The organism is Streptomyces sp. NBC_00019 (assembly GCF_045041015.1).
GTDB lineage: Bacteria > Actinomycetota > Actinomycetes > Streptomycetales > Streptomycetaceae > Streptomyces.
The window spans coordinates 1,046,207-1,066,658 of record NZ_CP108302.1; the positions used below are offsets into that span (position 1 = coordinate 1,046,207).

At 70.6% G+C, this 20,452-nt stretch carries 16 protein-coding genes and 1 pseudogene; 7 read left to right on the top strand and 10 right to left on the bottom strand.

The window, feature by feature from the left end:
- Positions 1-26: 26 nt before the first annotated feature.
- From OHU89_RS05155 to OHU89_RS05180, 6 genes are all read right to left on the bottom strand, one after another.
- Positions 27-761, bottom strand: a complete 735-nt coding sequence (locus tag OHU89_RS05155) for an ABC transporter ATP-binding protein (RefSeq protein ID WP_405640205.1) — start codon at positions 759-761, stop codon at positions 27-29.
- On the bottom strand, positions 758-2,593 hold the full coding sequence (locus OHU89_RS05160) for an ABC transporter permease subunit (RefSeq protein WP_405640207.1): 1,836 nt from the start codon (positions 2,591-2,593) through the stop codon (positions 758-760). Before OHU89_RS05160 ends, OHU89_RS05155 begins: the two co-directional genes overlap by 4 nt.
- Positions 2,590-3,459 (bottom strand): branched-chain amino acid ABC transporter permease, encoded by an 870-nt coding sequence (locus tag OHU89_RS05165; protein WP_266897183.1) that lies wholly within the window; start codon positions 3,457-3,459, stop codon positions 2,590-2,592. The genes OHU89_RS05160 and OHU89_RS05165 overlap by 4 nt, the downstream gene beginning before the upstream one ends.
- Positions 3,460-3,466: 7 nt before the next feature.
- Positions 3,467-4,627, bottom strand: a complete 1,161-nt coding sequence (locus OHU89_RS05170; protein WP_405640210.1) for an ABC transporter substrate-binding protein — start codon at positions 4,625-4,627, stop codon at positions 3,467-3,469.
- Positions 4,628-4,699: 72 nt separating this feature from the next.
- A complete protein-coding gene (locus OHU89_RS05175) occupies positions 4,700-6,445 on the bottom strand; it encodes a thiamine pyrophosphate-binding protein (RefSeq protein WP_405640212.1) in 1,746 nt (581 codons plus the stop codon).
- Complete coding sequence (locus OHU89_RS05180) at positions 6,442-7,944, bottom strand: aldehyde dehydrogenase family protein (RefSeq protein WP_405640214.1); 1,503 nt, start codon at positions 7,942-7,944, stop codon at positions 6,442-6,444. The genes OHU89_RS05175 and OHU89_RS05180 overlap by 4 nt, the downstream gene beginning before the upstream one ends.
- Positions 7,945-8,162: 218 nt before the next feature.
- On the opposite strand from OHU89_RS05180, the gene OHU89_RS05185 reads away from it, so the two are divergent.
- The 6 genes from OHU89_RS05185 (at position 8,163) to OHU89_RS05210 (ending at position 15,838) form a co-directional block, all read left to right on the top strand.
- Complete coding sequence (locus tag OHU89_RS05185) at positions 8,163-8,930, top strand: IclR family transcriptional regulator (protein WP_405640216.1); 768 nt, start codon at positions 8,163-8,165, stop codon at positions 8,928-8,930.
- A gap of 51 nt (positions 8,931-8,981) precedes the next feature.
- Positions 8,982-10,181, top strand: a complete 1,200-nt coding sequence (locus tag OHU89_RS05190; protein WP_405640217.1) for a CaiB/BaiF CoA transferase family protein — start codon at positions 8,982-8,984, stop codon at positions 10,179-10,181.
- Positions 10,178-10,963: a citryl-CoA lyase gene (locus OHU89_RS05195; protein WP_405640219.1), complete on the top strand. Its 786-nt coding sequence runs from the start codon at positions 10,178-10,180 to the stop codon at positions 10,961-10,963. The genes OHU89_RS05190 and OHU89_RS05195 overlap by 4 nt, the downstream gene beginning before the upstream one ends.
- Before the next feature lie 169 nt (positions 10,964-11,132).
- Complete coding sequence (locus OHU89_RS05200) at positions 11,133-13,271, top strand: PQQ-binding-like beta-propeller repeat protein (protein ID WP_405640221.1); 2,139 nt, start codon at positions 11,133-11,135, stop codon at positions 13,269-13,271.
- 16 nt (positions 13,272-13,287) lie between these two features.
- Positions 13,288-14,241, top strand: a complete 954-nt coding sequence (locus OHU89_RS05205; protein WP_405640223.1) for a ThuA domain-containing protein — start codon at positions 13,288-13,290, stop codon at positions 14,239-14,241.
- A 271-nt stretch (positions 14,242-14,512) separates the two neighbouring features.
- Positions 14,513-15,838, top strand: a complete 1,326-nt coding sequence (locus OHU89_RS05210) for an alpha/beta fold hydrolase (RefSeq protein ID WP_405640225.1) — start codon at positions 14,513-14,515, stop codon at positions 15,836-15,838.
- A gap of 14 nt (positions 15,839-15,852) precedes the next feature.
- On the opposite strand, the gene OHU89_RS05215 is transcribed toward OHU89_RS05210, so the two are convergent.
- Positions 15,853-16,866 carry a hemolysin family protein gene (locus OHU89_RS05215; RefSeq protein ID WP_405640227.1) on the bottom strand — a complete coding sequence of 338 codons (1,014 nt, stop codon included), beginning with the start codon at positions 16,864-16,866 and terminating at the stop codon, positions 15,853-15,855.
- Positions 16,863-18,191, bottom strand: a complete 1,329-nt coding sequence (locus OHU89_RS05220) for a hemolysin family protein (RefSeq protein ID WP_266897164.1) — start codon at positions 18,189-18,191, stop codon at positions 16,863-16,865. The genes OHU89_RS05215 and OHU89_RS05220 overlap by 4 nt, the downstream gene beginning before the upstream one ends.
- A gap of 282 nt (positions 18,192-18,473) precedes the next feature.
- Here OHU89_RS05220 and OHU89_RS05225 point away from each other — a divergent pair.
- Positions 18,474-18,961: pseudogene (locus OHU89_RS05225) on the top strand (tellurite resistance TerB family protein).
- 27 nt (positions 18,962-18,988) lie between these two features.
- Here OHU89_RS05225 and OHU89_RS05230 read toward each other — a convergent pair.
- Positions 18,989-19,921 (bottom strand): M56 family metallopeptidase, encoded by a 933-nt coding sequence (locus tag OHU89_RS05230; RefSeq protein WP_405640229.1) that lies wholly within the window; start codon positions 19,919-19,921, stop codon positions 18,989-18,991.
- Positions 19,922-19,927: 6 nt separating this feature from the next.
- Entirely contained in the window at positions 19,928-20,344 is a 417-nt protein-coding gene (locus OHU89_RS05235) for a BlaI/MecI/CopY family transcriptional regulator (RefSeq protein WP_405640231.1), read from the bottom strand.
- Positions 20,345-20,452 lie beyond the last annotated feature (108 nt).

Below are 20,452 nucleotides of genomic sequence, written 5' to 3' on the forward strand. Positions count from 1 at the left end.
ACTCGCATGGCTGCGGGGAAGTCCCTTCACAGGCCCAGGTACACCTCCCTGACCCGGGGGTCGTGACGGAGCTCATCGGAGGGGCCGTTCATGGCCACCTCCCCGTTCTCCATGACCAGGCAGTGGCTGGTGGCGCCGAAGGTGAGCTTCGCGTTCTGCTCGACGAGCAGCAGGCTGAGCCCCTCCCCCCGCAGGGTCAGCAGGACGTCGAGGATGCTGCCGACGAGTTTGGGTGACAGGCCCATCGAGGGTTCGTCCAGGACGAGCAGACGGGGGCGGGTCATCAGGGCCCGGCCGATGGCGAGCATCTGCTGTTCGCCGCCGGACAGGGCACCCGCGAGCCGGTCGCGCATTCCGGCGAGGGCGGGGAACAGGGTGTGGATCTGGTCGAGTTGGCCGTACGTCTCCTTGTCCCAGGCGCGCGAGTACGCGCCGAGCATCAGGTTCTTCTCCACGGGGAGTCCGGGGAAGACATGGCGACCCTCGGGGACGTATCCGATGCCGAGGCGGACCATGTCCCGGGCTCGCACTTTGGTGAGGTCACGCTCGCCCAGGCGGATGCGGCCGCCACTGCGGGGCACAAGTCCCATGAGTGCCTTGAGCGTTGAGGTCTTGCCGGCTCCGTTGGCGCCGATGATCCCGACCGACTCACCGGGAGCGACGGTGAAGCCGATGGAGCGTACGGCTCGCACGCCGCCGTAGTGGACGCTGAGGTCCTCCACGGTGAGGCGTTCGGCCTCGCCCGCCCTGCTGACGCTCATGAGGTGGTCTCCTCGGCGGGGGCCGGGCGCGGAGCCGGCAGTTCGGTGCTCAGGCCGAGTTCGGACAGGTCGGAGTCGCCGAGGTAGGCCTCGATGACCTCGGGCGCGGCGACGACCTCGCCGGGGGTGCCCTCGGCGATGACCTTGCCGCTGGACAGAACGGTGACCTTCTCGCACAGGGACATGACCAGGCCCATGTTGTGCTCGATGAGGACGACGGTGGTCCCGCTGTCCCTGATCGAGCGGACGATACGGACCAGTTGCTGGACCTCTTCGCCGTTGAGCCCTGCGGCCGGTTCGTCGAGCAGGAGCAGACGGGGGCGGGCGGCCATGGCCCGGGCGATCTCGATACGGCGTTGGATGCCGTACGGCAGGGCGGCGGGGGCCGCTTCGGCGAAGTCGGCGAGGCCGTAGCGGTCGAGGAGCTGCTGGGCCTCGGCGCGCAGCCGGCGTTCGCGGCGCAGGACGCCGGGCTGCCACACGGCGTACTGCCAGATGGTGCGGGTGCGGGTGCGGTCGAGGGCGACCAGGATGTTCTCCCGCACGGTGAGTTGACCGAAGAGCCGGAGGTTCTGGAAGGTGCGGGCCACTCCGGCCAGCGACAGGACGTAGGGGCGGGCCGTGGTGGTGTCGGCGTCGGCGAAGCGGACCGTGCCGGACGTGGCGCGGTAGAAGCCGCTGATGACGTTGAACAGGGTGGTCTTTCCCGACCCGTTGGGGCCGACGACTCCTCTGATCTCCCCCGCCCTGACCGTCAGGGTCACCTCGTCGAGAGCGCGCAGTCCGCGGAACTGTTTGGTGATGTCCTGGACGGCGAGGAGGGTCTGGTCCTTGGCCGGCCGGGGTCCCGGCGGGTACGGGGTGAAGGGGCGCAGTTCGGCCCGGGTGTCACCACTGCCGAAGCGTCGGTGGTAGAGGTCCCGCAGGCGGGCGGGGATGCCGGCCAGGCCGGTGGGCGCGAAGACCACCATGAGGACGACGACCACGCCGTAGCCGAGTTGGGCGTAGGCGGAGAAGTCCGAGAGCCATTCGCGGATCAGGGTGAGGCCGACGGCGCCGACCACGCAGCCGACCAGCGAACGCCGGCCGCCGATGATGACCATGGCCAGCAGGATGAACATGTTGCCGATGGAGAAGGTCTCGGGTGCGACGTATCGGATGAGTCCGGCGTAGAGGACGCCCGCCAGGCCGCCGTAGAGGCTGGCGAGGACGAAGGCCGTCATGCGCAGCAGCGGGATCTCCGCGCCCATGGCGCCGGCGGCGAGGGCGTCGTCGCGCATGGCGCGCAGTCGGCGGCCCAGTGAGGTGTGGACGACGAACAGGCCGAAGACGAGTCCCGCGCCGAAGACGACGACTTCCAGGTAGTAGTAGAGGTACTCGCTGGACAGGTCCAGGCCGGGCAGGGTGGGTACGGGGACGCCGGAGATGCCGTCGGCGCCGCCGGTGACGTCGGCGTTGGTGATCCAGTTGATGAAGCCCAGCGCCAGGCCGAGGGTGACGATGCCGAGGTAGTGGGACTGCATGCGCAGGGCGGGGATGCCGACGAAGAGGCCGGTGGCGGCGGTGGCCAGGACGGCGAGGACGGCGGCGACCCAGAAGCCGTATCCGTTGTCGGTGGTGAGGATCGCGACGACGTAGGCGCCCACGCCGAAGAAGGCGACCTGGGCGAGGTTGATCTGGCCGGAGATGCCCATGGCCAGACCCATGCCGATGGCGAGCAGGGCGTAGATGAGGGCGATGTCGACGACGTGGATGGTGTAGCTGCCCAGGCCGTACGGCAGGGCCCAGGCGGCGACGACCAGTGCGGCCACGGCGGCGAGGCGGGACTTCATGCGCGGCTGACCGTCCTTTCGCCGAAGATCCCCATGGGCCGGATCATGATCGCCACGGTGAAGACGAGGAAGGTGGCGAGGACCGAGTAGCCCTGGAAGTGGCCGGCGGTGTAGGAGTCGAGGACGCCGATGGCGATGCCGCCGACGACGGCTCCGTGGATGGAGCCGAAGCCGCCGAGCATGGCCGCGGCGAAGCCCTTGATGCCCAGGGCCCCGCCGAGGGAGGCGTCCACGTAGAGCATGGGGCCGACCAGACCGCCGGCGAGGGCGGCCAGGCCTGCTCCGATGGCGAACGCGAGGGCGTTGCTGCGGCCCACGTTGATCCCGACCGCGGTGGCGGCTTCGTGGTCCATGGCGACGGCCTGCATGGCCACGCCCCGTTTGGTGCGGGACAGGAAGAAGCCGAGGCCCACGACGGCGAGCGCGGCGACCGCCATCACCAGCAGGTCGTACGTGCGCACCCGCACCCCGAAGAGGTCCAGCGGCGCGGTCCGCACCGGGGAGGGCATGGCTCGCCCCGTACTCCCCCAGATGAGGATGGCCACCGCCTGCAGGACGATCCCGAAGCCGATCGTGCCGATCAGCATCAGGTCGAAGTCCTTGTTCTCCAGCGGCCTCAGGACGCGTTCGATGACCAGGCCGATCGCGCCGGTGATGACGATGGAGACGACCATGGCGAGCGCGAAGGGCAGGTGCGAGGTGAGGTAGAAGGTGGAGGCCGCGTACGCGCCGATCATGGCGATGTCGGCGTGGGCGAAGTTGACCAGGCCCATCGTCCGGTACACCAGCGAGAAGCCCATGGCGACCAGGGCGTAGACGGCGCCGAGGCTCAGGCCGCCGACCAGTGTCTGAAGGGTCTCCTGCACGACGGTCTCACTTCTCCTCTACGAGCTTGCCGTCGCGGATGACGCCGATGCTGGTCTCGGTGATCCCGACGCCGTTCTCGCCGTACCGGAACCGGCCCAGCAGTCCGTCGTAGCGCGTGGCCCGGATGGCGTCGGCGAGTTCCTTGCCGGTGGCGACCTTGCTGGACTTCAGGGCGGTGAGCAGGATGTTGGCGCCGTCGTAGGCCTTGGCGCCGTGCAGTTCGGCCTCCTCGCCGTAGGCGGCCTGGTAGGCGGCGGCGAACTTCTGGGCGGCGGGGCTGCTGTCGTTGCTGAGGTAGGGCGAGCTGACGATGGTGCCCTCGACGGCGGCCGTGCCGGCGGTGTCGATGAAGACGGGTGTGCCCTGCGGGGCGGCGCCGGCGAAGGGGGCGGTGATGCCCAGGTCGCGGGCCTGCTTGACGATGAGCCCTGCCTCGACCTCTTCGGAGCCGATGAAGACGACCTGTGGCTTCTTGGAGCGGATCGCGGTGAGCGCGGCGCTGAAGTCCTTCTGGTCGGTGGTCACCACCTGGTCGGTGAGCGCCTTGACCCCGAGGTCGCCCGCGGCCTTGGTGAAGGCGTCATGCTCGCCCTTGCCGAAGGATCCGTTGTTGGTGATCACCGCGATCCGCTGGTAGCCCTTGTCCTGGATCAGGTACTTGGCCAGCGTGGTGTCGTAGGTCGTGCTGGTGGGCCCGTTGAGGAAGAGGAACTCGCTCTTCTGCTCGACCAGCGCGTCCGCCTGGCCCGAGGTGATGTTGGGGATCTCGGACTGCTTCAGGACGGGTGCCATGGCGATGGTGACCGCACTCTCCGCGGTGCCGATCATGGCGATGTACTTCTCGCTGGCTATCTTGCGGGCGAGGTTGGTGCCTGTGGTGGGGTCGCCCTGGTCGTCGAAGGACTTGATCTGGATCTTGCGTCCGTCGATGCCGCCCTTCTTGTTCCACTCGTCGACGGCGAGCTTGGCGCCCTTCCACTCCCAGTCGCCCAGGGAGGACAGCTGGCCGCTGCGGGCGTCCACGACGGCGATCTTGATGGGGCCGGAGTCGGACTTGGCGTCGTCGCTGTCGTCACCGGGGGCGCTGCAGGCGGCCAGAGCCGCGGCCAGGGCGACGGCGCCGACGAGCATGGTGCGTGGGGCCGAAGGCCTCGGGGAGCGGGACATTGCGGTCACCTCATGGAAGACGTGTGGTGGGTGAAGAGGTGTGGGGGAGGTCGAAGCGGCTTGCTGAGCAGGTCAGTTGGCGCCGTCGGGGAATCTGCCGGCGTAGATGTCCTTGATGTTCCAGTGGCCGGGCGTAGGCACCGGCTCGTTGACCATCGGTACGTCGAGTACCGCGGGACGGCGTCGGGCGAGGGCGTCGCGGAGGGCCTTGGCCAGGTCGCCGGGTGCGGCGATGGCGTAGCCGTCGGCCCCGCAGGTCTCGCCGTAGCCCGCGAAGTCGGGGCTGTACGGCCGTCCCTGCGCGTCGGTGAACTCGCAGCCGTAGGACCGGCCGAAGGCCGAGGCCTGGAGGTCGGCAATGGTGCCGTGGGCGCGGTTGTTCATGACGACGAAGAGCACGGGCGCGCCCTGTTCCACGGCCATGGGTACGGCGGGCAGTTGGGCGCTCATGCCGCCGTCGCCGATCAGGGCGACCACGGCCCGGTCGGGCTCGGCGATCTGGACGCCGACGGCCGCGGCCGGTCCGAATCCCATGGTGGAGGCGCCGCCGGGGGTGATGAAGCGGCCCTCGGCGGGGAGTTCGTAGCACTGGGCGACGCCGTTCTTGTTCCAGCCGACGTCCGTCACCAGCACCGCGTCAGCGGGCAGGGCGTCGCGCAGGTCGGCCAGGATGCGCTGGGGGCGGAGCGGGAAGTCGTCGCTGCGGCCGGCTTCCCGGGCGGCGGAGAAGACCGTGTGGCGGGCTTCGGCGATGGCCTCGCGCAGTCCGGGCCGGGTCACCGTCCGGGGTCGTCGGGTGCGCACCGCCGCGGTGATGGCGTCGAGTGCGAGTCCCGCGTCGGCCACCGCGCCGATCTCGACGGGGTAGTTGCGGCCGATCTCCGCCGGGTCGAGGTCGATCTGGATCAGCCGGCTAGGCGGGAAGTTCCAGGTGTGGGCGCTCTCCCAGGAGCTGGCGTCGGTCTCCGCGAACCGGGTGCCCAGGGCCAGGACGACATCGGCGCCCTTGGTGTGCCGGTGGGTGCTGTCCAGTCCCCAGAAGCCGGGCATGCCCAGCAGCAGCGGGTGCCGGTCGGGCACGATGCCCTTGCCCATCAGGGAGTGGGCGAGCGGGATGTCGAGATGCTCGGCGAGTTCCGACAGGGCTGCGCGGGCCCGGGGTTCACGGATACCGCCGCCGAAGTAGATCAGCGGGCGTTCGGCTTCGGTGAGCGCCTCGGCGATGCGGGCCGCGCTCGCCTCGTCCAGTCCGGGGCGGCTCACGTGGACGGGCAACGGATGCGCACCGTCGTAGGGCTCGATCCGACGGCTGAACAGGTCCATGGGGACGTTGATCAGGACCGCTCCGGGACGGCCGCTGGTCGCGGTCCAGAAGGCGCGCTCGGTGATCCGGGCCAGGTCGCGCACGTGCTGGACCTGCCAGGTCCGTTTGCAGAACGGCCGGTAGATCGCGCTCTGGTCGGCGTCCGCGTGGAGGTTGACCTCCTGGTGGGGGTGGCGGCCGGAGTAGTAGGAGGGGATGTCGCCGGTGATCACGACCAGGGGGATGGAGTCCAGGGCGGCGGTGGCGACGCCGGTGACCGCGTTCATCATGCCGGGGCCGACATGGGTGAGCAGGACGCCGGGGCGGCCGGTGGCGCGGGCGTAGCCGTCGGCGGCGTGGGCGGCGGCCTGTTCGTGGCGGGCGATGACGAACTCGATGGGGCTGGGGCCGAGGGCGTCGAGGAGGGCGATGTTGGTGTGCCCGCAGGTGCCGAAGACGTATTCGACGCCGTAGGAGGCGAGTTGGGCAACGAGGGCCTCGGCCGCGGTCGTCACTGACCCTCCCCGGGCAGCTCTCGGCGATCGCCCCAGACGGACAGACCGCGCAGGACGAGTGTCTTGACGACGGTGAAGTCGTCGATGAGCCAGCGGGGAGCCTCGCGGCCGAAGCCGGAGTCCTTCACCCCGCCGAACGGGACGTGGTCGAGGCGGAAGTTGGAGGATCCGTTGACGATGAGGCCGCCGACCTCCAGGCGCCGCCAGGCGGTGAGGATGCGGCCGATGTCGTGGGTGAACAGGCCTGCCTGGAGTCCGTAGCGGCTCGCGTTGCACTGTTCGACGACGGTGTCGAAGTCGTCGTACGGCAGCACGGCCACGAGGGCGCCGAAGACCTCGTGGACGACGACCGAGGCGGTGGGCGGCGGGTCGGCGACGATGGTCGGTGCGGCCGTTGCGCCGTCGCGGGTGCCGCCGCGGACGATGGTGGCGCCCATGTCCTTGGCTTCCTTCGTCCACGCGACCACGCGCTCGGCGGCCTGCTCGTCGACCATGGAGCCGACGTCGGTGGTGTCCTCGAAGGGGTCGCCGACGACGAGTGCGTCCACGGCCGCGGTGAGGGCGTCGAGGAAGTCGGCGCAGCGGCTGCGGTGCACGTAGACGCGCTGGACGGAGATGCAGCTCTGGCCGGAGTTGCTGTAGCCGGTGCGGGCGCAGACCGCGGCGGCCGCTGCGGGGTCGGCGTCCTCGCAGACGATCGTGGCCGCGTTGCCGCCGAGTTCGAGGGCGAGGCGTTTGGCGCCCGCGGCGCGGGCCACGGCGGTGCCGGTGGTGGCGCTGCCGGTGAAGCTGATGACGTCGACCTGTTCGGAGGCGCACAGTACGGCGCCGATGTCGCCGAAGCCGTGCAGGAGTTGGACCGCCTGGTGGGGCATGCCGCTGTCCAGGAGCAGGGCGACGACGGCGGCGGAGGTGGCCGGGGCCTGCGGGGGCGCCTTGACGAGGGTCGTGTTGCCGGCGGCGAAGGCGGCGCCGAGTTTGTGGGCGAGGAGGTTGGCCGGGGCGTTGAACGGGGTGATGGCGAGGGCGACGCCGGCCGGTGCGCGGTAGGTGAAGGCGGTGTTGCCGATGCCCGTGGACCAGCCGGCCACCGGGAGGGTCTCGCCGTCGATCCGGCGGGCCTCGGCGGCGCACACGGCGAAGGTGGAGGCCACGCGGTCGATCTCGGTGCGGCTGTCCTTGAGCGGTTTTCCCAGTTCCAGGGCGAGGAGGCGGGCGAGTGGGTCGCGGTGGGCCCGGGCCGCTCGGGAGGCGGTCTCCAGTATGTCGGCGCGTGCGGCGGGGGCGAGGTCCGCGATCTGTGGGGCGTAGGCGCGGGCCTTGGTGAGGGCGAGGTCGATCTCGGTGGGGGTCGCGGTCGGGGTTCGGCTGACCGTGCGGCGCAGGTAGGGGCCGGTGCGTTCCAGGAGCGGGCCCTCGCCGCCCCACGAGCCTGAGACGAAAGGGAGCACCTCGACGACGTCGGTTCCGCCGGCCGCCTTCAGGAGGTCTTGCAGCATCACACCTCCAAAAACCATCTGGTGGTTTTCGTGGACTGCTGTGCGGACTGGCGTGTAACGTACGGGCGCCGGGAGTCCGTGGCAAGAGGCCGCGCGAAAGGAAGTCGCGACCGGCGGTTCTCCCGGGAACCCGGACTGGTGGAAGCTGTCGCCCCAGGTGCCGGTGCCCGTACGGCGGGCAGGTCCGGCGCGTTTCCCCGAGCCGTGAAGGAGAGACCGTGGACGCGGAGCAAGGCCAGGGCGGCGTACGCAGTGTGCGCCGGGCGCTGGACATCCTGTCGCTGCTGACCGAGGATCAGCCCACCGTTCCGCTGCGGGACATGGTCGAGGCCACCGGACTGCCGAAGACCACCGTGGTGCGGCTGGTGCAGACCCTGGAGCAGTACGGGCTGCTGTGGGCCACGCCCGCCGGTTACTCGGCCGGACCCGGGCTGTGGCGCTGGGCCCATCTCGCCCACACCAGCTGGGAGTTGCCGCCGGACACACAGAAACTGCTGCGGGATCTGGCCGACCGGCGCGGTGAGACGGCGAACCTGATGATCCGCCGTGACATCCACCGTGTCTGTGTGGCCCAGCAGGAGAGCCCACAGCCGCTGCGGCACGTGGTGCGGGTCGGTGATGAACTGCCCCTGTGGGCGGGCGCTTCGTCCAAGGTGCTCCTCATCGGGGCGACCGACGGTCTGCTCCAGCGGGTCGCAGCCGCCTCGCCGCACGGGGTGGCACATGTCGAGCAGCTGCGGCAGTGGGCCGAGGAGGCCACGACACGCGGCTACGCGATCAGCCACGGCGAGCGTGACGTTGGCCTGACGGCGGTCGCCGTGCCCATCACGACCCACTCGGGCGTGGTGGTCGCCTCGCTCTCGCTCAGCGGCCCCTCCGCGCGCATCCCGGACCGCGTGACCAAGGACTTCGCGCACGACCTGACACAGGTGGCCGCGCGCATCGCCTCCCAGGGTTTCGACCACCCCCTGGGGCCGCGCGGCTGACGAACACGCCGGCAACCGGCGCCGTGCGCGGCGCCCGGAAGGAGACGTCCCATGCACGTCCGCCCGCTCGACGGCATCCGCGTTCTGGACCTCACGAACGTGCTGGCCGGGCCCTACTGCAGCTACCAACTCATGCTCCTGGGCGCCGAAGTGGTCAAGATCGAGCGACCCGGGCAAGGCGATCTCGCGCGCAGTCTCGGCCCCGATCCCGCGTTGAACCGCGACGGCATCGGGGCCTCCTTCCTGGCCCAGAACGCGGGCAAGAAATCTCTTGAACTCGACCTCAAGGACCCCGCCGACCAGGCCTGCTTCGAGACCCTCCTGGGCGGCGCCGACGTCCTGCTGGAGAACTTCCGGGCGGGCGTCCTGGCCCGGATGGGCTACGACACGGACCGGCTCGGCCGGATCAACGAACGCCTCGTCTACTGCTCCATCTCCGGCTTCGGTCACACCGGCCCGATGAGCGACGCCCCCGCCTACGACCAGATCGTCCAGGGCCTGACCGGAATGATGAGCATCACCGGCACCCCCGACACGGCGCCCCAGCGGGTCGGCTTCCCGATCTGCGACACCACGGGAGGCCTGATGGCCGCCCTCGCCATCAGCGCGGCTCTTCTGCACCGCGAACGCACCGGACAGGGCAGCCGGTTGGACGTCTCCATGCTGGAGGTGTCCCTGTCGGCGATGGGCTGGGCCGTGTCGAACTATCTCGTCAGCGGAGTCCCGCCCAGGCCCCTGGGCGACCAGAACGCCACCGCGGCTCCCTCCGGGACCTTCCACACCCTCGACGGGCCCCTGAACATCGCCGCCAATCAGCAGCGCCAGTTCGAGACCCTCTGCCACCTGGTGGGCTCACCCGAACTCGTCACCGATCCGCGCTTCAGCGAGCGGGAACAGCGCAAGACCCATCGCGCCGAGCTCAACGCCGCCCTCGACGCGGCCCTGTCGACCAAGCCGGCGGCCGCGTGGGAGAGCGAGCTCAACGCGGCCGGAGTGCCCGCCGCCCGCGTGCTGACCGTGCCACAGGCCCTGGAACAACCGCAGTTGGACCACCGCCGCTTCGTCGCCGAACTGGAGCACCCCGGACGCGCCGGGGAACCGTTGCGGGTGGTGGGCAGCGGCGTGCTCTTCGACGGGGAGGCGTTCGCACCCCTGACCAGTCCCCCGCTGCTCGGCGAGCACAACCACGAACGGCAACGTCTGGCCCGCCGTTGGGCGTCCGAGGCCGCCGAGGAGGCGGCCGCGTCATGAGCGCCGACGAGAGCGCGCAGTGGTGGGCCACCGCCATCAGCCACATCGAACCCGGCAGCATCGAGCTCCGCGACCGCCCCGTCCAGTCCCTGATCGGCTCCGTCGGCCTGGTGGACGTCATCTGGCTGCTCCTGCGCGGCGACCTGCCCGGCGCCCGCGAGTCGGCCCTGCTGGAGGCCGCTCTCGTCGCCGGCGTGGACCACGGCCCGCAGGCCCCCTCGATCGCCGCCACCCGCATGGCCGCCACCTGCGGAATCGGCCTCAACAACGCGATCGCCACCGGCGTCAACATGCTCGGCGACTCGCACGGCGGTGCCGGGCAGCAGTGCGTGGAGCTACTGGAGGACATCCGCAACCGCCGTGCGAGCGAGGGCAGTTGGGCGGACGCGGCTCGCGCGGTCATGGCCGAGTGGCAACAGCGCTCCCGCTATCTGCCCGGCTTCGGACACCGCTTCCACCCGGTCGACCCGCGCCGCGACCCGCTGATCGGCCTGGTCCGCCAGGCGGTCGAGGACGGGATCGTCCACGGCGACCACCTCAACGCCGCCCTGGCCGTGGAGGAAGCACTGCTGCGACATCCCCGTCCCGTGCCCATGAACATCGACGGCGCCACCGCCGTCATCTACGCCGAACTGGGCTTTCCCGCGCCGCTCGCCCGCGGTCTGTTCGTCCTCAGCCGTTCCGTGGGCCTACTCGCCCACGCCTGGGAGGAAATGGGGCAGGGCCGCCGGAACAAGGGCCCGATCCCGCGCAGCGTGCTGCCCGCCCGCCTCGACGACTGAACAAGTCGTGCTACACCCCCTTGCCACACTCGGGGCCCATCTCTAACGTATCGGCAACCGCACTACGGGTTCTGAAAACCGTACAGCGGACCACGAGCCGCAGCGCTCCTCCCTCCCCCACTGCCTGACCCACTTCATGCCTGCAGGTGCATGCCACGAAAGAGGGATCATGGACAGACGCAGCTTTCTCACGTCGACGACCTTCGGGACGGCGGGCACCGTCGCCCTGCTCGGCACGTCCGTCGCCCAAGCAGCCGAGAACTCCGGCGAGTTGGCGCTCCCCGTGCCGTCCCAGTCACACCGGGCCACCGCCAAGGACTACCCCAAGGCGGGCGGCAACCTCGGCAACCACAGCTACTCGTCGCTGAAGCAGATCACCACGACCAACGTCCGCACGCTGCGCGGGGCTTGGCACCTCAACCTGGAGGGCGGGTCCACCTCGGCCCATCAGCAGTGCGCGGTCATCGCGCAGGACGGCATCCTCTACGCCGTCACGACCCAGCAGAACGTCTTCGCCGTCGACGGCCGTACGGGAGCCGTCCGCTGGAAGACCGACGTCGGCACCGAGACCACCAACATGCGCGGCGTCGCCCTGGGGCAGGGGCTCGCCTTCACCATCTCCGGCGCCAACGTCGTCCACGCCCTGGACCAGAAGACCGGTGCCGTGGTCTGGACCCGCGAGCTGCTCGTCGAGGACCAGGGCGACCCCGGCTGCGACCCCGAGAGCGGTCAGTGCGGGGGCAGTTCGGGCGGTCTGGCCGGTGCGGTCGTCTACTGGGACGGCCTGATCTACATCGGCACCGAGGGCAGCACCGCCGGAGCCCGCGGCCGCGGATACGCGATCGAGGCAGCGACCGGGGAACTCGCCTGGACGTTCTGGGGCACCCCGGGCCCCGGCGAGTACGGCCACGACACCTGGGCGGGCGACTCCTGGAAGAACGGCGGCGCGGTGTGCTGGATCCACCCTGCCATCGACCCCGAACTCGGCCTGGTCTACTGGACGTTCGGCAACCCCTACCCCCGCACCGACGGCTCCTCACGCGCCGGCGACAACCTGTTCTCCAACTGCCTGGTCGCCATCGACGCCAAGACGGGCGAACGGCGCTGGCACTTCCAGTCCGTCCACCACGACATCTGGGACTACGACAACGTCATGTCCCCCGTCCTGGCGGACCTGTTGATCGACGGGCGGAAGCGCCGGGTCGTCGTCTACGGCAGCAAGACCGGCATGTACTACATCCTCGACCGCGTCACGGGAAAGCCCGTCCACGGGATGGAGGAGCGCGCCGTACCGCAGCACGCGCTCCAGAAGACCGCCCCCACCCAGCCCTTCCCCGGCGGCGAGCCCTTCGTCGAGAGCGAGCCCCGCCTGGACAAGGCCACCCGGCCGGTCCCCTTCTATCCCACCGGCGGGATCTACGAGGTCTTCTGGGACCGCGCCACCATCCTCTTCCCCGGTGCGGGCGGCGGCGCCGACTGGGCCTTCCCCTCCTTCAGCCACCGCACGGGCCTCGTCTACGTCGGCTACGGCCTGATCAACTCGGCCTACTCCAACACTCGCGGCGGACGCGTCAACACCGCCCGCCCGCTGGGCGAGTACTTCGCCGGAGGTCTCGCCGCGGTCGACCCGCGCACCAACACCGTGGCCTGGCGCCGCGAGGGCGACTGGTCCCTCGCGCACGGCAACGGCGTACTGAGCACCGCCGGGGGCCTGTTGTTCCAGGGCCGTCCCGACGGTGTCCTCACCGCCCTCGACGACCGTGACGGCCGGCAGCTGTGGAGCTGGCAGTGCGGCGCCGGGGTGAACACCAGCCCGCTGACGTACGAGATCGACGGAGAGCAGTACGTCGCCGTCCTGGCCGGCGGCAACTGGCTGCCGTATCCCGACATCCCCAAAGGGGACAGCCTGTGGGCGTTCAAGCTCGGCGGCACCGTCGGACCGGCCGCCGCCCCCACCCCTCCCTCGCGCCGCAACCAGATCCGCGTCGCCGCGGTGACCGGCGACACCGTCACCCTGGGCCGCGTGTGGAACAGCGCGACCCAGGCGCCGGGGACGACGGAGAACCTCGTGGCCCAGAACGCCATGGCGCCCCAGCACCTGCGTGTCCCGGCCGGCACGACCGTCACCTTCACCAACCCGGCGGACAACAGGTCCGCGCACGGCGCCGTGTCGTTCTTCGAGGCCGAGTTCGACACCGGGCTGCTCATGCCGGGCCAGTCGTACACGCACACCTTCGAGACACCCGGCGAGTACTTCTACAACGACCCGATCGCACCCCAGAGCACCGGAAAGATCGTCGTGAGCTGAGGAAGGGCAGTCGACCATGACATCGAGAGCCAGATTCGCAGCACTGGGCGTCGCGCTGAGCGCCCTCGTGGCCACCGCCACCGTCAGCTTCGCCCAGGGCCGGGTGGGCCACGGCGCACAGGAACTGGGCGACCCCGACTACGGCGTGTGCCGGGGCACGAACCCCCGCTGCTACCACGACTGGGGCAACTTCGACGCCGCCCAGGGTTACCGGATCCTGCTCTACACACGTACCGCGGGCCCCCGCCACGCCAACCTCGGACCGGCCCTGTCCACCGGACTCAACCCGCCGCTCACCACCGCGAACGTCGTCCAGAACGCGATCGTCGAGATGGGCGCGGACAACGGCTTCCGGGTCGACTACACCGAGGACGTCACCCAACTGGCGTCCCCGGCGACCCTGTTCCGATACAACGCGGTCGTCTTCTTCTCCACGAGCCGCGACACACTCGACGACGCCGCGCAGACCTCGCTGCGCCAGTACGTCCGGGGCGGCGGGGGTTTCGTCGGCATCCACAACGCCTTCGGTACGGAGTACAACTGGCCTTGGTACGAGGGCCTGTTGGGCGGAGCGAACTTCTACGACCACGGGCCGGTGCAACCGGGCACCGTACGCGTGGTGGGCCGCAAGGACGCCTCGACCGCCTCGCTGCCGTCGGCCTGGACCTTCACCGACGAGTGGTACAACCTGATCCCGGCCCCCTCGAAGGTCCGTGTCCTGGCCGAGGTCGACGAGAGCACCCTCGCCGAGGGTGTGGCCGGCAACTACCACCACCCCGGGCACGGCAAGGACCATCCGGTCGCCTGGTGCCAGTACTACGACGGCGGCCGCGCCTGGCTCACCACCCTCGGCCATGACGCGCGGGCGTTCTCCACCGACGGTTCCTACGCCGGTGCCGCCGAGTTCCAGAGGCTGATTCTCGGCGGCATCGAGTCGGCGATGGGGAAGCGCGCCTTCTGCGGGGAGTGACGCCGGCCCTCTTGTCGAGGTGAACGTCGACACAGAGCTCCAGTTCAGGAGCGCTCACCGCTACACCATGTAGCCGCCGCGGCGCGTAATTAGACATCCTGTCAAATTACCGAACCGTAACCTGCGCGGTGCTACCACGAGTAACTTACTCGCAGGTAAGGTCCTGGCGAACCACTTCAGTGCGGCATGGACCGGCCCGTGGGACGGCCGCGTTCCCGTGCCGGTTTCACCTGTGCACCTCTCTGCCAGCCGCTTCCACAGGAGGTTCGCCATGCCCGCACGCAGTCGGCTCATGGCCGCAGCAGTCACCGCTGCCGCCTGCCTCGGAGCCCAGGCCCTCTCGGACACCGCCGCCGTGGCGGCGGACGAGGTCGTCTCCCGAGGCGTCACCATCCCGGCGTTCTACAGCCCGCCCACCACCCTGCCCGCCGCCAACGGCACCCTCATCCGCACCGAGCCCCTGCCACTGGCCCTCAGCCTGCCGGGCCTGGACGGACCGCTCCCCGGCACCGCGACCCGCCTGATGTACAAGTCCACGGACTCGAACGGCCGGCCGGTGGCCGTCACCGGCGCCTACATCGAACCCGCCGCCGCTTGGCAGGGCGACGGACCACGCCCCCTGGTCGCGGTGGCACCCGGCACCATGGGACAGGGCGACCAGTGCGCCGCGTCCATGGGCCTGGAGCACCCGCTGAACCTCAACGGCCAGACCGTGTCCGTCGGTTACGAGGATCTGGCGATCTACCGCCTTCTCGCGAAGGGCATAGCCGTGGTCGTCACCGACTACGCCGGCCTCGGCGCGACCGACCGGCTGCACACCTACGTCAACCGGGTCGACGAGGGGCACGCGGTGCTGGACGCCGTCCGCGCCGCCCGCTCGGTCGGCGGGGCCTCCATCACCTCCGCCTCCCGGGTGGGACTGTTCGGATACAGCCAGGGCGGCGGAGCGACCGCCTCGGCGGCCGAACTGCAGTCCTCCTACGCCCCCGACGTCACGCTCGCCGGGACCTACGCGGGCGCGCCGCCCGCCGATCTGACCTCGGTCACCAAGGCCATCGACGGCAGCGAACTCGCCGGCGCGCTGGGCTGGTCGCTCAACGGCTTCCTCCAGTCCGACCCGTCCCTGAAGCCCATCGCCGAGGCGCATCTCAACGCGGCGGGCAAGACGGCCCTCTCCGACCTGTCGACCATGTGCGTCGGGGACGCCCTCTTCGGCTATGGCTACGCGAAGAGCACCAAGTGGACGACCGACGGACGGTCCATCAGCGACATCATCGCCGCGACGCCCGCGCTGCAGGCGTTCCTGGACAGCCAGCGCATCGGGACGCTCAAACCGTCCGGCCCCGTGCGTCTGGCGACGGGCCTCAGCGACAACCTCGTCCCGCACGGACAGGCACGCCAACTCGCCGTCGACTGGTGCAAGAAGGGCGCCGACGTCACGTACAAGGGCGTCGTCCTGCCCAATGTCGGCAGCGCGCTGCTCAACCACTTCGCTCCACTGCTCACCGACCAGGGCGACGCCATCTCCTGGCTGACCGACCGGCTGTCGGGCAAGAAGGCCGCCTCCAACTGCTGGAGCATGCCCGCACAGCTCTGACCGGTCGACCGCACTCACGCCGGCTGCAGATAGCGGGCCAGCAGGTCGTCCAGGGTCACCATGCCCGTGAGGCTGCCCGTCTCGTCCCGGACGACCGCCAGGGAGGCACGGTTGCGGCGCAGGAGCTCGATCGCGTCCGCGACCGTGGTCTCCTGCGTCACCTCCGGTACGGGTCTGGCCAGAGCGCGGGCGTCGGCGACCCTGGATCGGGCCCGGGCCACCAAGGCGTCGCGGGCATGGACGGAACCGAGGACGGCGCCCGCGTCCCGTACCAGCAGGCGCGTGCGGTCATGGTCGGTGGCCAGGCGCAGGATGTCGTCGATGCCCGCGTCACCGTCGACCGAGGTGATCTCCCCGGCCGGGATCTGGAGTTCTCCGACGGGCGTCTCGGGCTCGACGAGCGAGCGGGTGAGCAGCTCCGAGTCGCTCTCGCTGATCAGACCGAGGCGTTCGGACTCCTCGACCAGGTGGGTGAGTTGTTCCCGGTTGTGGACCGAGGCGAGTTCGTCGCGCGGGGTGACCCGGCACAGCCGTACGAGCGCGTTGCTCATCCGGTTGAGCACCGCGATCAGCGGGCGTACCGCCTTCACCACGGCGCGGAAGGGCGGGGCGAGGAGCATCGCGGAGCGTTCGGGGTGGGCGATGGCCCAGGACTTGGGGGCCATCTCGCCGAGCACCATGTGCAGGAACACCACGACGACCATCGCGAAGACGAACGCGATGCCGTAGCTGAGGGCACTGGGCAGGCCCAGGTCGTGCAGGAGCGGGTCGAGTTCGTGGGAGATGGCCGGCTTGGAGACCGAGCCCAGGCCCAGGGTGCAGACGGTGATGCCGAGTTGGGCGCCGGCCAGCATCAGCGACAGCTCCCGCATGCCGGCCAGGGCCGCCTTGGCGCCGCGCTGCCCCTGCGCGACGGCCTTCTCCATGCGGTGCCGTTTGGCGGCGACCAGGGCGAACTCGGCGGCGACGAAGAATCCGCTGCCGATCAGCAGCAGCACGGTGACGAAGAGCGCCATCGGGAAGCTCATGCCTGCTCCTCCTCCACCCTCTGGATCCGGGCTCGGTCCGGCACGTGCCGGTCGAGCGTGCGTACGTCGATCAACGCGCGTCCTCCGTCGAGGAGTTCGACGGTGAGCCGGTCGCCGATGGCCGGGAAGCGGCCCAGGCGGTCCACGATCAGACCGGCCACGGTGTCGTAGTCGTCCTCCTCGGGCAGTTCGATGCCGGTGGCGTCGGCGATCTCGTCGAGGCGGCGGCCGGCGTCCACCAGCCAGCCCTCGCCGTCGGGGACGGCGACCTCGATGACGGTGTCGGTCTCGTCGGCGATGTCTCCGACCAGTTCCTCCGCGATGTCCTCGTAGGTGACGATGCCGGCGAGACCGCCGTGCTCGTCCAGGACGACCGCGAACTCGTCGTCCCGCTCGCGCATCTGCTCGACGGCGTCCGGCAGCGGGAGGGTGTCGGGCAGCAGCAGCGGACGGCGGGCCACCGCCCCCGCGGTGGTGGTGGCCAGGGTCGCGGCGGGCAGGCGCATCAGCTCGCGTACGCCGACGACGCCGGGGACGTCATCGGGGTGGTCGCCGAGGACGGGGTAGGTGGAGTGGCCGTGCTTGGCGATCAGGTCGACGGCCTCGGCGGCGGTGGCGTCCTTGCGGACGAAGACGGCGTCCACGCGCGGGACCATCACCTCGTCGAGGGTGCGCTCGGAGAACTCCAGGGCGTGGTCGATGAGTTCGGCGGTCTCCTTGGGCAGTTCGCCCTGTTCGTGGGACTCGCCGATGAGGTGGCCGAGTTCCTCCAGGGTGGCGCCGTGGTGGAGTTCCTCGACGGGTTCGATGCCGGCCTTGCGCAGCAGCCGGTTGGCGGCGCCGTCGAAGATCCGCACGAGGGGGCCGACGACCTTGAGGTACGCCAGGGTGGAGGCGGCCAGGGACTTGGCCAGGCGCTCCGGGACGGCGATGGCGAGGTTCTTGGGGGCGAGCTCGCCCAGCACCATCTGGACGACGGTGGCCAGGACGAAGGCGAGGACGACGGAGATGCCGCCGACGGCGCCCTCGGGGATGCCGATGCCGGTCAGCGCGGGCTCGAGCAGTGCGGAGACGGACGGCTCGGCGATGAAGCCGACGATCAGGCCGGTGACGGTGATGCCGAGCTGGGCGCCGGACAGCATGAACGACAGCCGCTCCAGCACCGTCAGGGCGCGGGCGGCCTTCCGGTCGCCCGCCTCGGCCTCACGGGCGAGGGCGAGCCGGTCCGCGGAGACGTAGGCGAACTCCTGGGCCACGAAGTAGCCGGTGCCGGCGGTGAGGACGAAGACGGCCAGCAGGCCGAGCAGGGCGTTCACGACACTCATCGGCGTGTCGATCGAGAGTGGGCGCCCCGTCGCGTGCCGTGCTCAGGAAGGACCTGGCGGGGTGGTCGGGGACGGTGCCCCGGGGAGTCCGTCATGGTGGCGGACACGTCTTGCTCCTTCAGTCGGTGTGCGGTGCGTGAACGAACGCGGCGGGAGTGGAGTTCCTTCCGGATCGGCGGAACTTATCAGCTCGGCCGCTAGTTTCTACGTTGCTGTAGATATTAAGGGGTGCCGAATCGCCGTCGGAGCGGGTCGGGCCCCGACCGACCTTTTGGAGTAGTCATGGCCCTGTGGGACCGGTTCAAGGAGTCCGCGTCGACGATGCAGACCCAGCTCGTGGCGAAGGAGAACGACCTCAAGAGCGGCGCCTTCCGCGACGCGAGCATGGCCATGTGCGCGCTGGTCGCCGCCGCTGGGGGTACCTCCCACGCCCTTTAGGCAGTGGGGGAGGCACGGTCGATCCCTCCGAGCGGCAGCGGGTGGCCCAGCTGATCGCCACCAACGAGGTGCTGCAGAACTTCGACGCCATGGACCTCCAGCGCCGCTTCGACGACAACATCAACAAGCTGACCGCCGACTTCGCCTTCGGCAAGGTGAGCGTGCTCCAGGAGATCGGCAAGGCCAAGAAGAAGCCCGCCGAGGCGCGTGCCGTGGTTCAGATCGGCATCGTCATCGGCGGGGCCGACGGCGACTTCGACAAGAGCGAGCAGACCGTCGTACGCGAGGCGTGTTTCGCACTCGACCTGCCGCCGCACGAGTTCGACCTCTGAGCGAGGACGGCACACACGGCGGCGCCGTCACAACGGCGTCGCCGCGCGCAGGATGACGATCATCGTCACCGCGGAGTTGGCGGACGACAGCGCGGAGAGCGCCGTACCCGCGGCGGCCGCCCAGGCCGCCATACCGACCGCGGTGAACATCGAGGGCCAGCCGCGACCGCCGGGAGCGGGCGCCAGCAGGGCCGCCACCCGCCGGGGCACCGGGCCGGGCAGGGCGAAGCCCGCGAGCGTCGGCACGGGAGTGCCGCGGGAGACCAGCGCCGCCCTGCCGATCGCGCGTGCCACGGTGTGGCGGTCGCCGACGACGCGGGCCGCCTCCTCGTCCGCCCAGCGCTCCGTCGTGTACACGACCGCCGTACGCAGCGGACGCAGAAAGGGGTTGGCGCGCGCCGCCAGCTGGGCGACGAGCAGGAACCGGTGGTGACGGGCGGCCAGATGCACCCGCTCATGGGCGAACAGGGCGCGCCGCTCGGCGGGCCGGAGAGCGGACAGCAGGGCCGTGGTCACCACGATGCGGCCACGGGTCCCGCCGGGCAGGGCGTACGCGTACGGCGCGTCGTCGGGCAGGATCACGACCTCCGTGCCGGGCAGGCCGGCCAGCGCCCGGTGGGCGCGACGCCGTACCTGCGCGTGCCGCCACAGCGCCCGCCCGCACAGCACCGCGACGGCCATCAGGGCCGGGATGGCCGCCTTGCCGGCCACCTCGTCGTAGGGGACGGCCTCGCGCACCTCGGGGTCCGACCAGCCGTCGGGCAGGGGGTTGCCCGGCAGCTGCGCCGTGCCGACCACCATCAGCAGCCCCAGACAGACCGTGCTGCACAGCGCCATCACTCCGGCCACGCCCGTCAGCAGGCGGGTGGCGATGCGTGGATGCAGACGCTGTTCGGCGAGCCGCGCGATCGGCCAGGCCGTCAAGGGCAGCACCAGCGGAAGGAAGACGAACACCCCCATGAGAAGTCAGTGTTCCCTTTCGCCCTCGGCCTCTTCGCCCGCGTCGCTTTCGCCCTCCATCTGCCCCAGCAGGTCGCGCAGAAGCTTCTCGTCGTCCGGATCGAGCGAGGTGACGAAGCTGGCGAGGACCGCCTCGCGGTCGCTCTCGCCGTCCAGCAGCTTGCGCATCTTGTGGGCCGCCAGCCCGGCCTGGTCCGACACCGGAGTCCAGACGAAGGACCGGCCCGAGCGCTCCCGGGTCACCGCGGCCTTGGCCAGCAGCCGGGTCAAGATCGTGATCACCGTCGTATAGGCGAGGCCCGCGCCGAGCCGCTCCCGCACCCAGCCCGCCGTCGCCGGACCGTCGGCCTCGCGCAGGACCGACAGAACCTGCGCCTCCAGCTCGCCCTGCCCCCGTCGCCGGGGCCTTCGGTGATCCGTCACGTCCTGTCTCCCTTCCGCTGCCACGCACTTCACAGGCGGTCCATGGTAAGGACACCGGGCGGCTCCGCGCGGTCGGACAGGGGTACGCTGCCCGCCTGGCCGAGATCG

What these genes read in the sequence shown, in the direction of transcription:
- OHU89_RS05155 (WP_405640205.1), bottom strand. Translation starts at nt 761, where the DNA reads ATGAGCGTCAGCAGGGCGGGCGAGGCCGAACGCCTCACCGTGGAGGAC.
- OHU89_RS05160 (WP_405640207.1), bottom strand. Translation starts at nt 2,593, where the DNA reads ATGAAGTCCCGCCTCGCCGCCGTGGCCGCACTGGTCGTCGCCGCCTGG.
- OHU89_RS05170 (WP_405640210.1), bottom strand. Translation starts at nt 4,627, where the DNA reads ATGTCCCGCTCCCCGAGGCCTTCGGCCCCACGCACCATGCTCGTCGGC.
- OHU89_RS05180 (WP_405640214.1), bottom strand. Translation starts at nt 7,944, where the DNA reads ATGCTGCAAGACCTCCTGAAGGCGGCCGGCGGAACCGACGTCGTCGAG.
- OHU89_RS05190 (WP_405640217.1), top strand. Translation starts at nt 8,982, where the DNA reads ATGCACGTCCGCCCGCTCGACGGCATCCGCGTTCTGGACCTCACGAAC.
- OHU89_RS05195 (WP_405640219.1), top strand. Translation starts at nt 10,178, where the DNA reads ATGAGCGCCGACGAGAGCGCGCAGTGGTGGGCCACCGCCATCAGCCAC.
- OHU89_RS05200 (WP_405640221.1), top strand. Translation starts at nt 11,133, where the DNA reads ATGGACAGACGCAGCTTTCTCACGTCGACGACCTTCGGGACGGCGGGC.
- OHU89_RS05205 (WP_405640223.1), top strand. Translation starts at nt 13,288, where the DNA reads ATGACATCGAGAGCCAGATTCGCAGCACTGGGCGTCGCGCTGAGCGCC.
- OHU89_RS05210 (WP_405640225.1), top strand. Translation starts at nt 14,513, where the DNA reads ATGCCCGCACGCAGTCGGCTCATGGCCGCAGCAGTCACCGCTGCCGCC.
- OHU89_RS05215 (WP_405640227.1), bottom strand. Translation starts at nt 16,866, where the DNA reads ATGAGCTTCCCGATGGCGCTCTTCGTCACCGTGCTGCTGCTGATCGGC.
- OHU89_RS05220 (WP_266897164.1), bottom strand. Translation starts at nt 18,191, where the DNA reads ATGAGTGTCGTGAACGCCCTGCTCGGCCTGCTGGCCGTCTTCGTCCTC.
- OHU89_RS05230 (WP_405640229.1), bottom strand. Translation starts at nt 19,921, where the DNA reads ATGGGGGTGTTCGTCTTCCTTCCGCTGGTGCTGCCCTTGACGGCCTGG.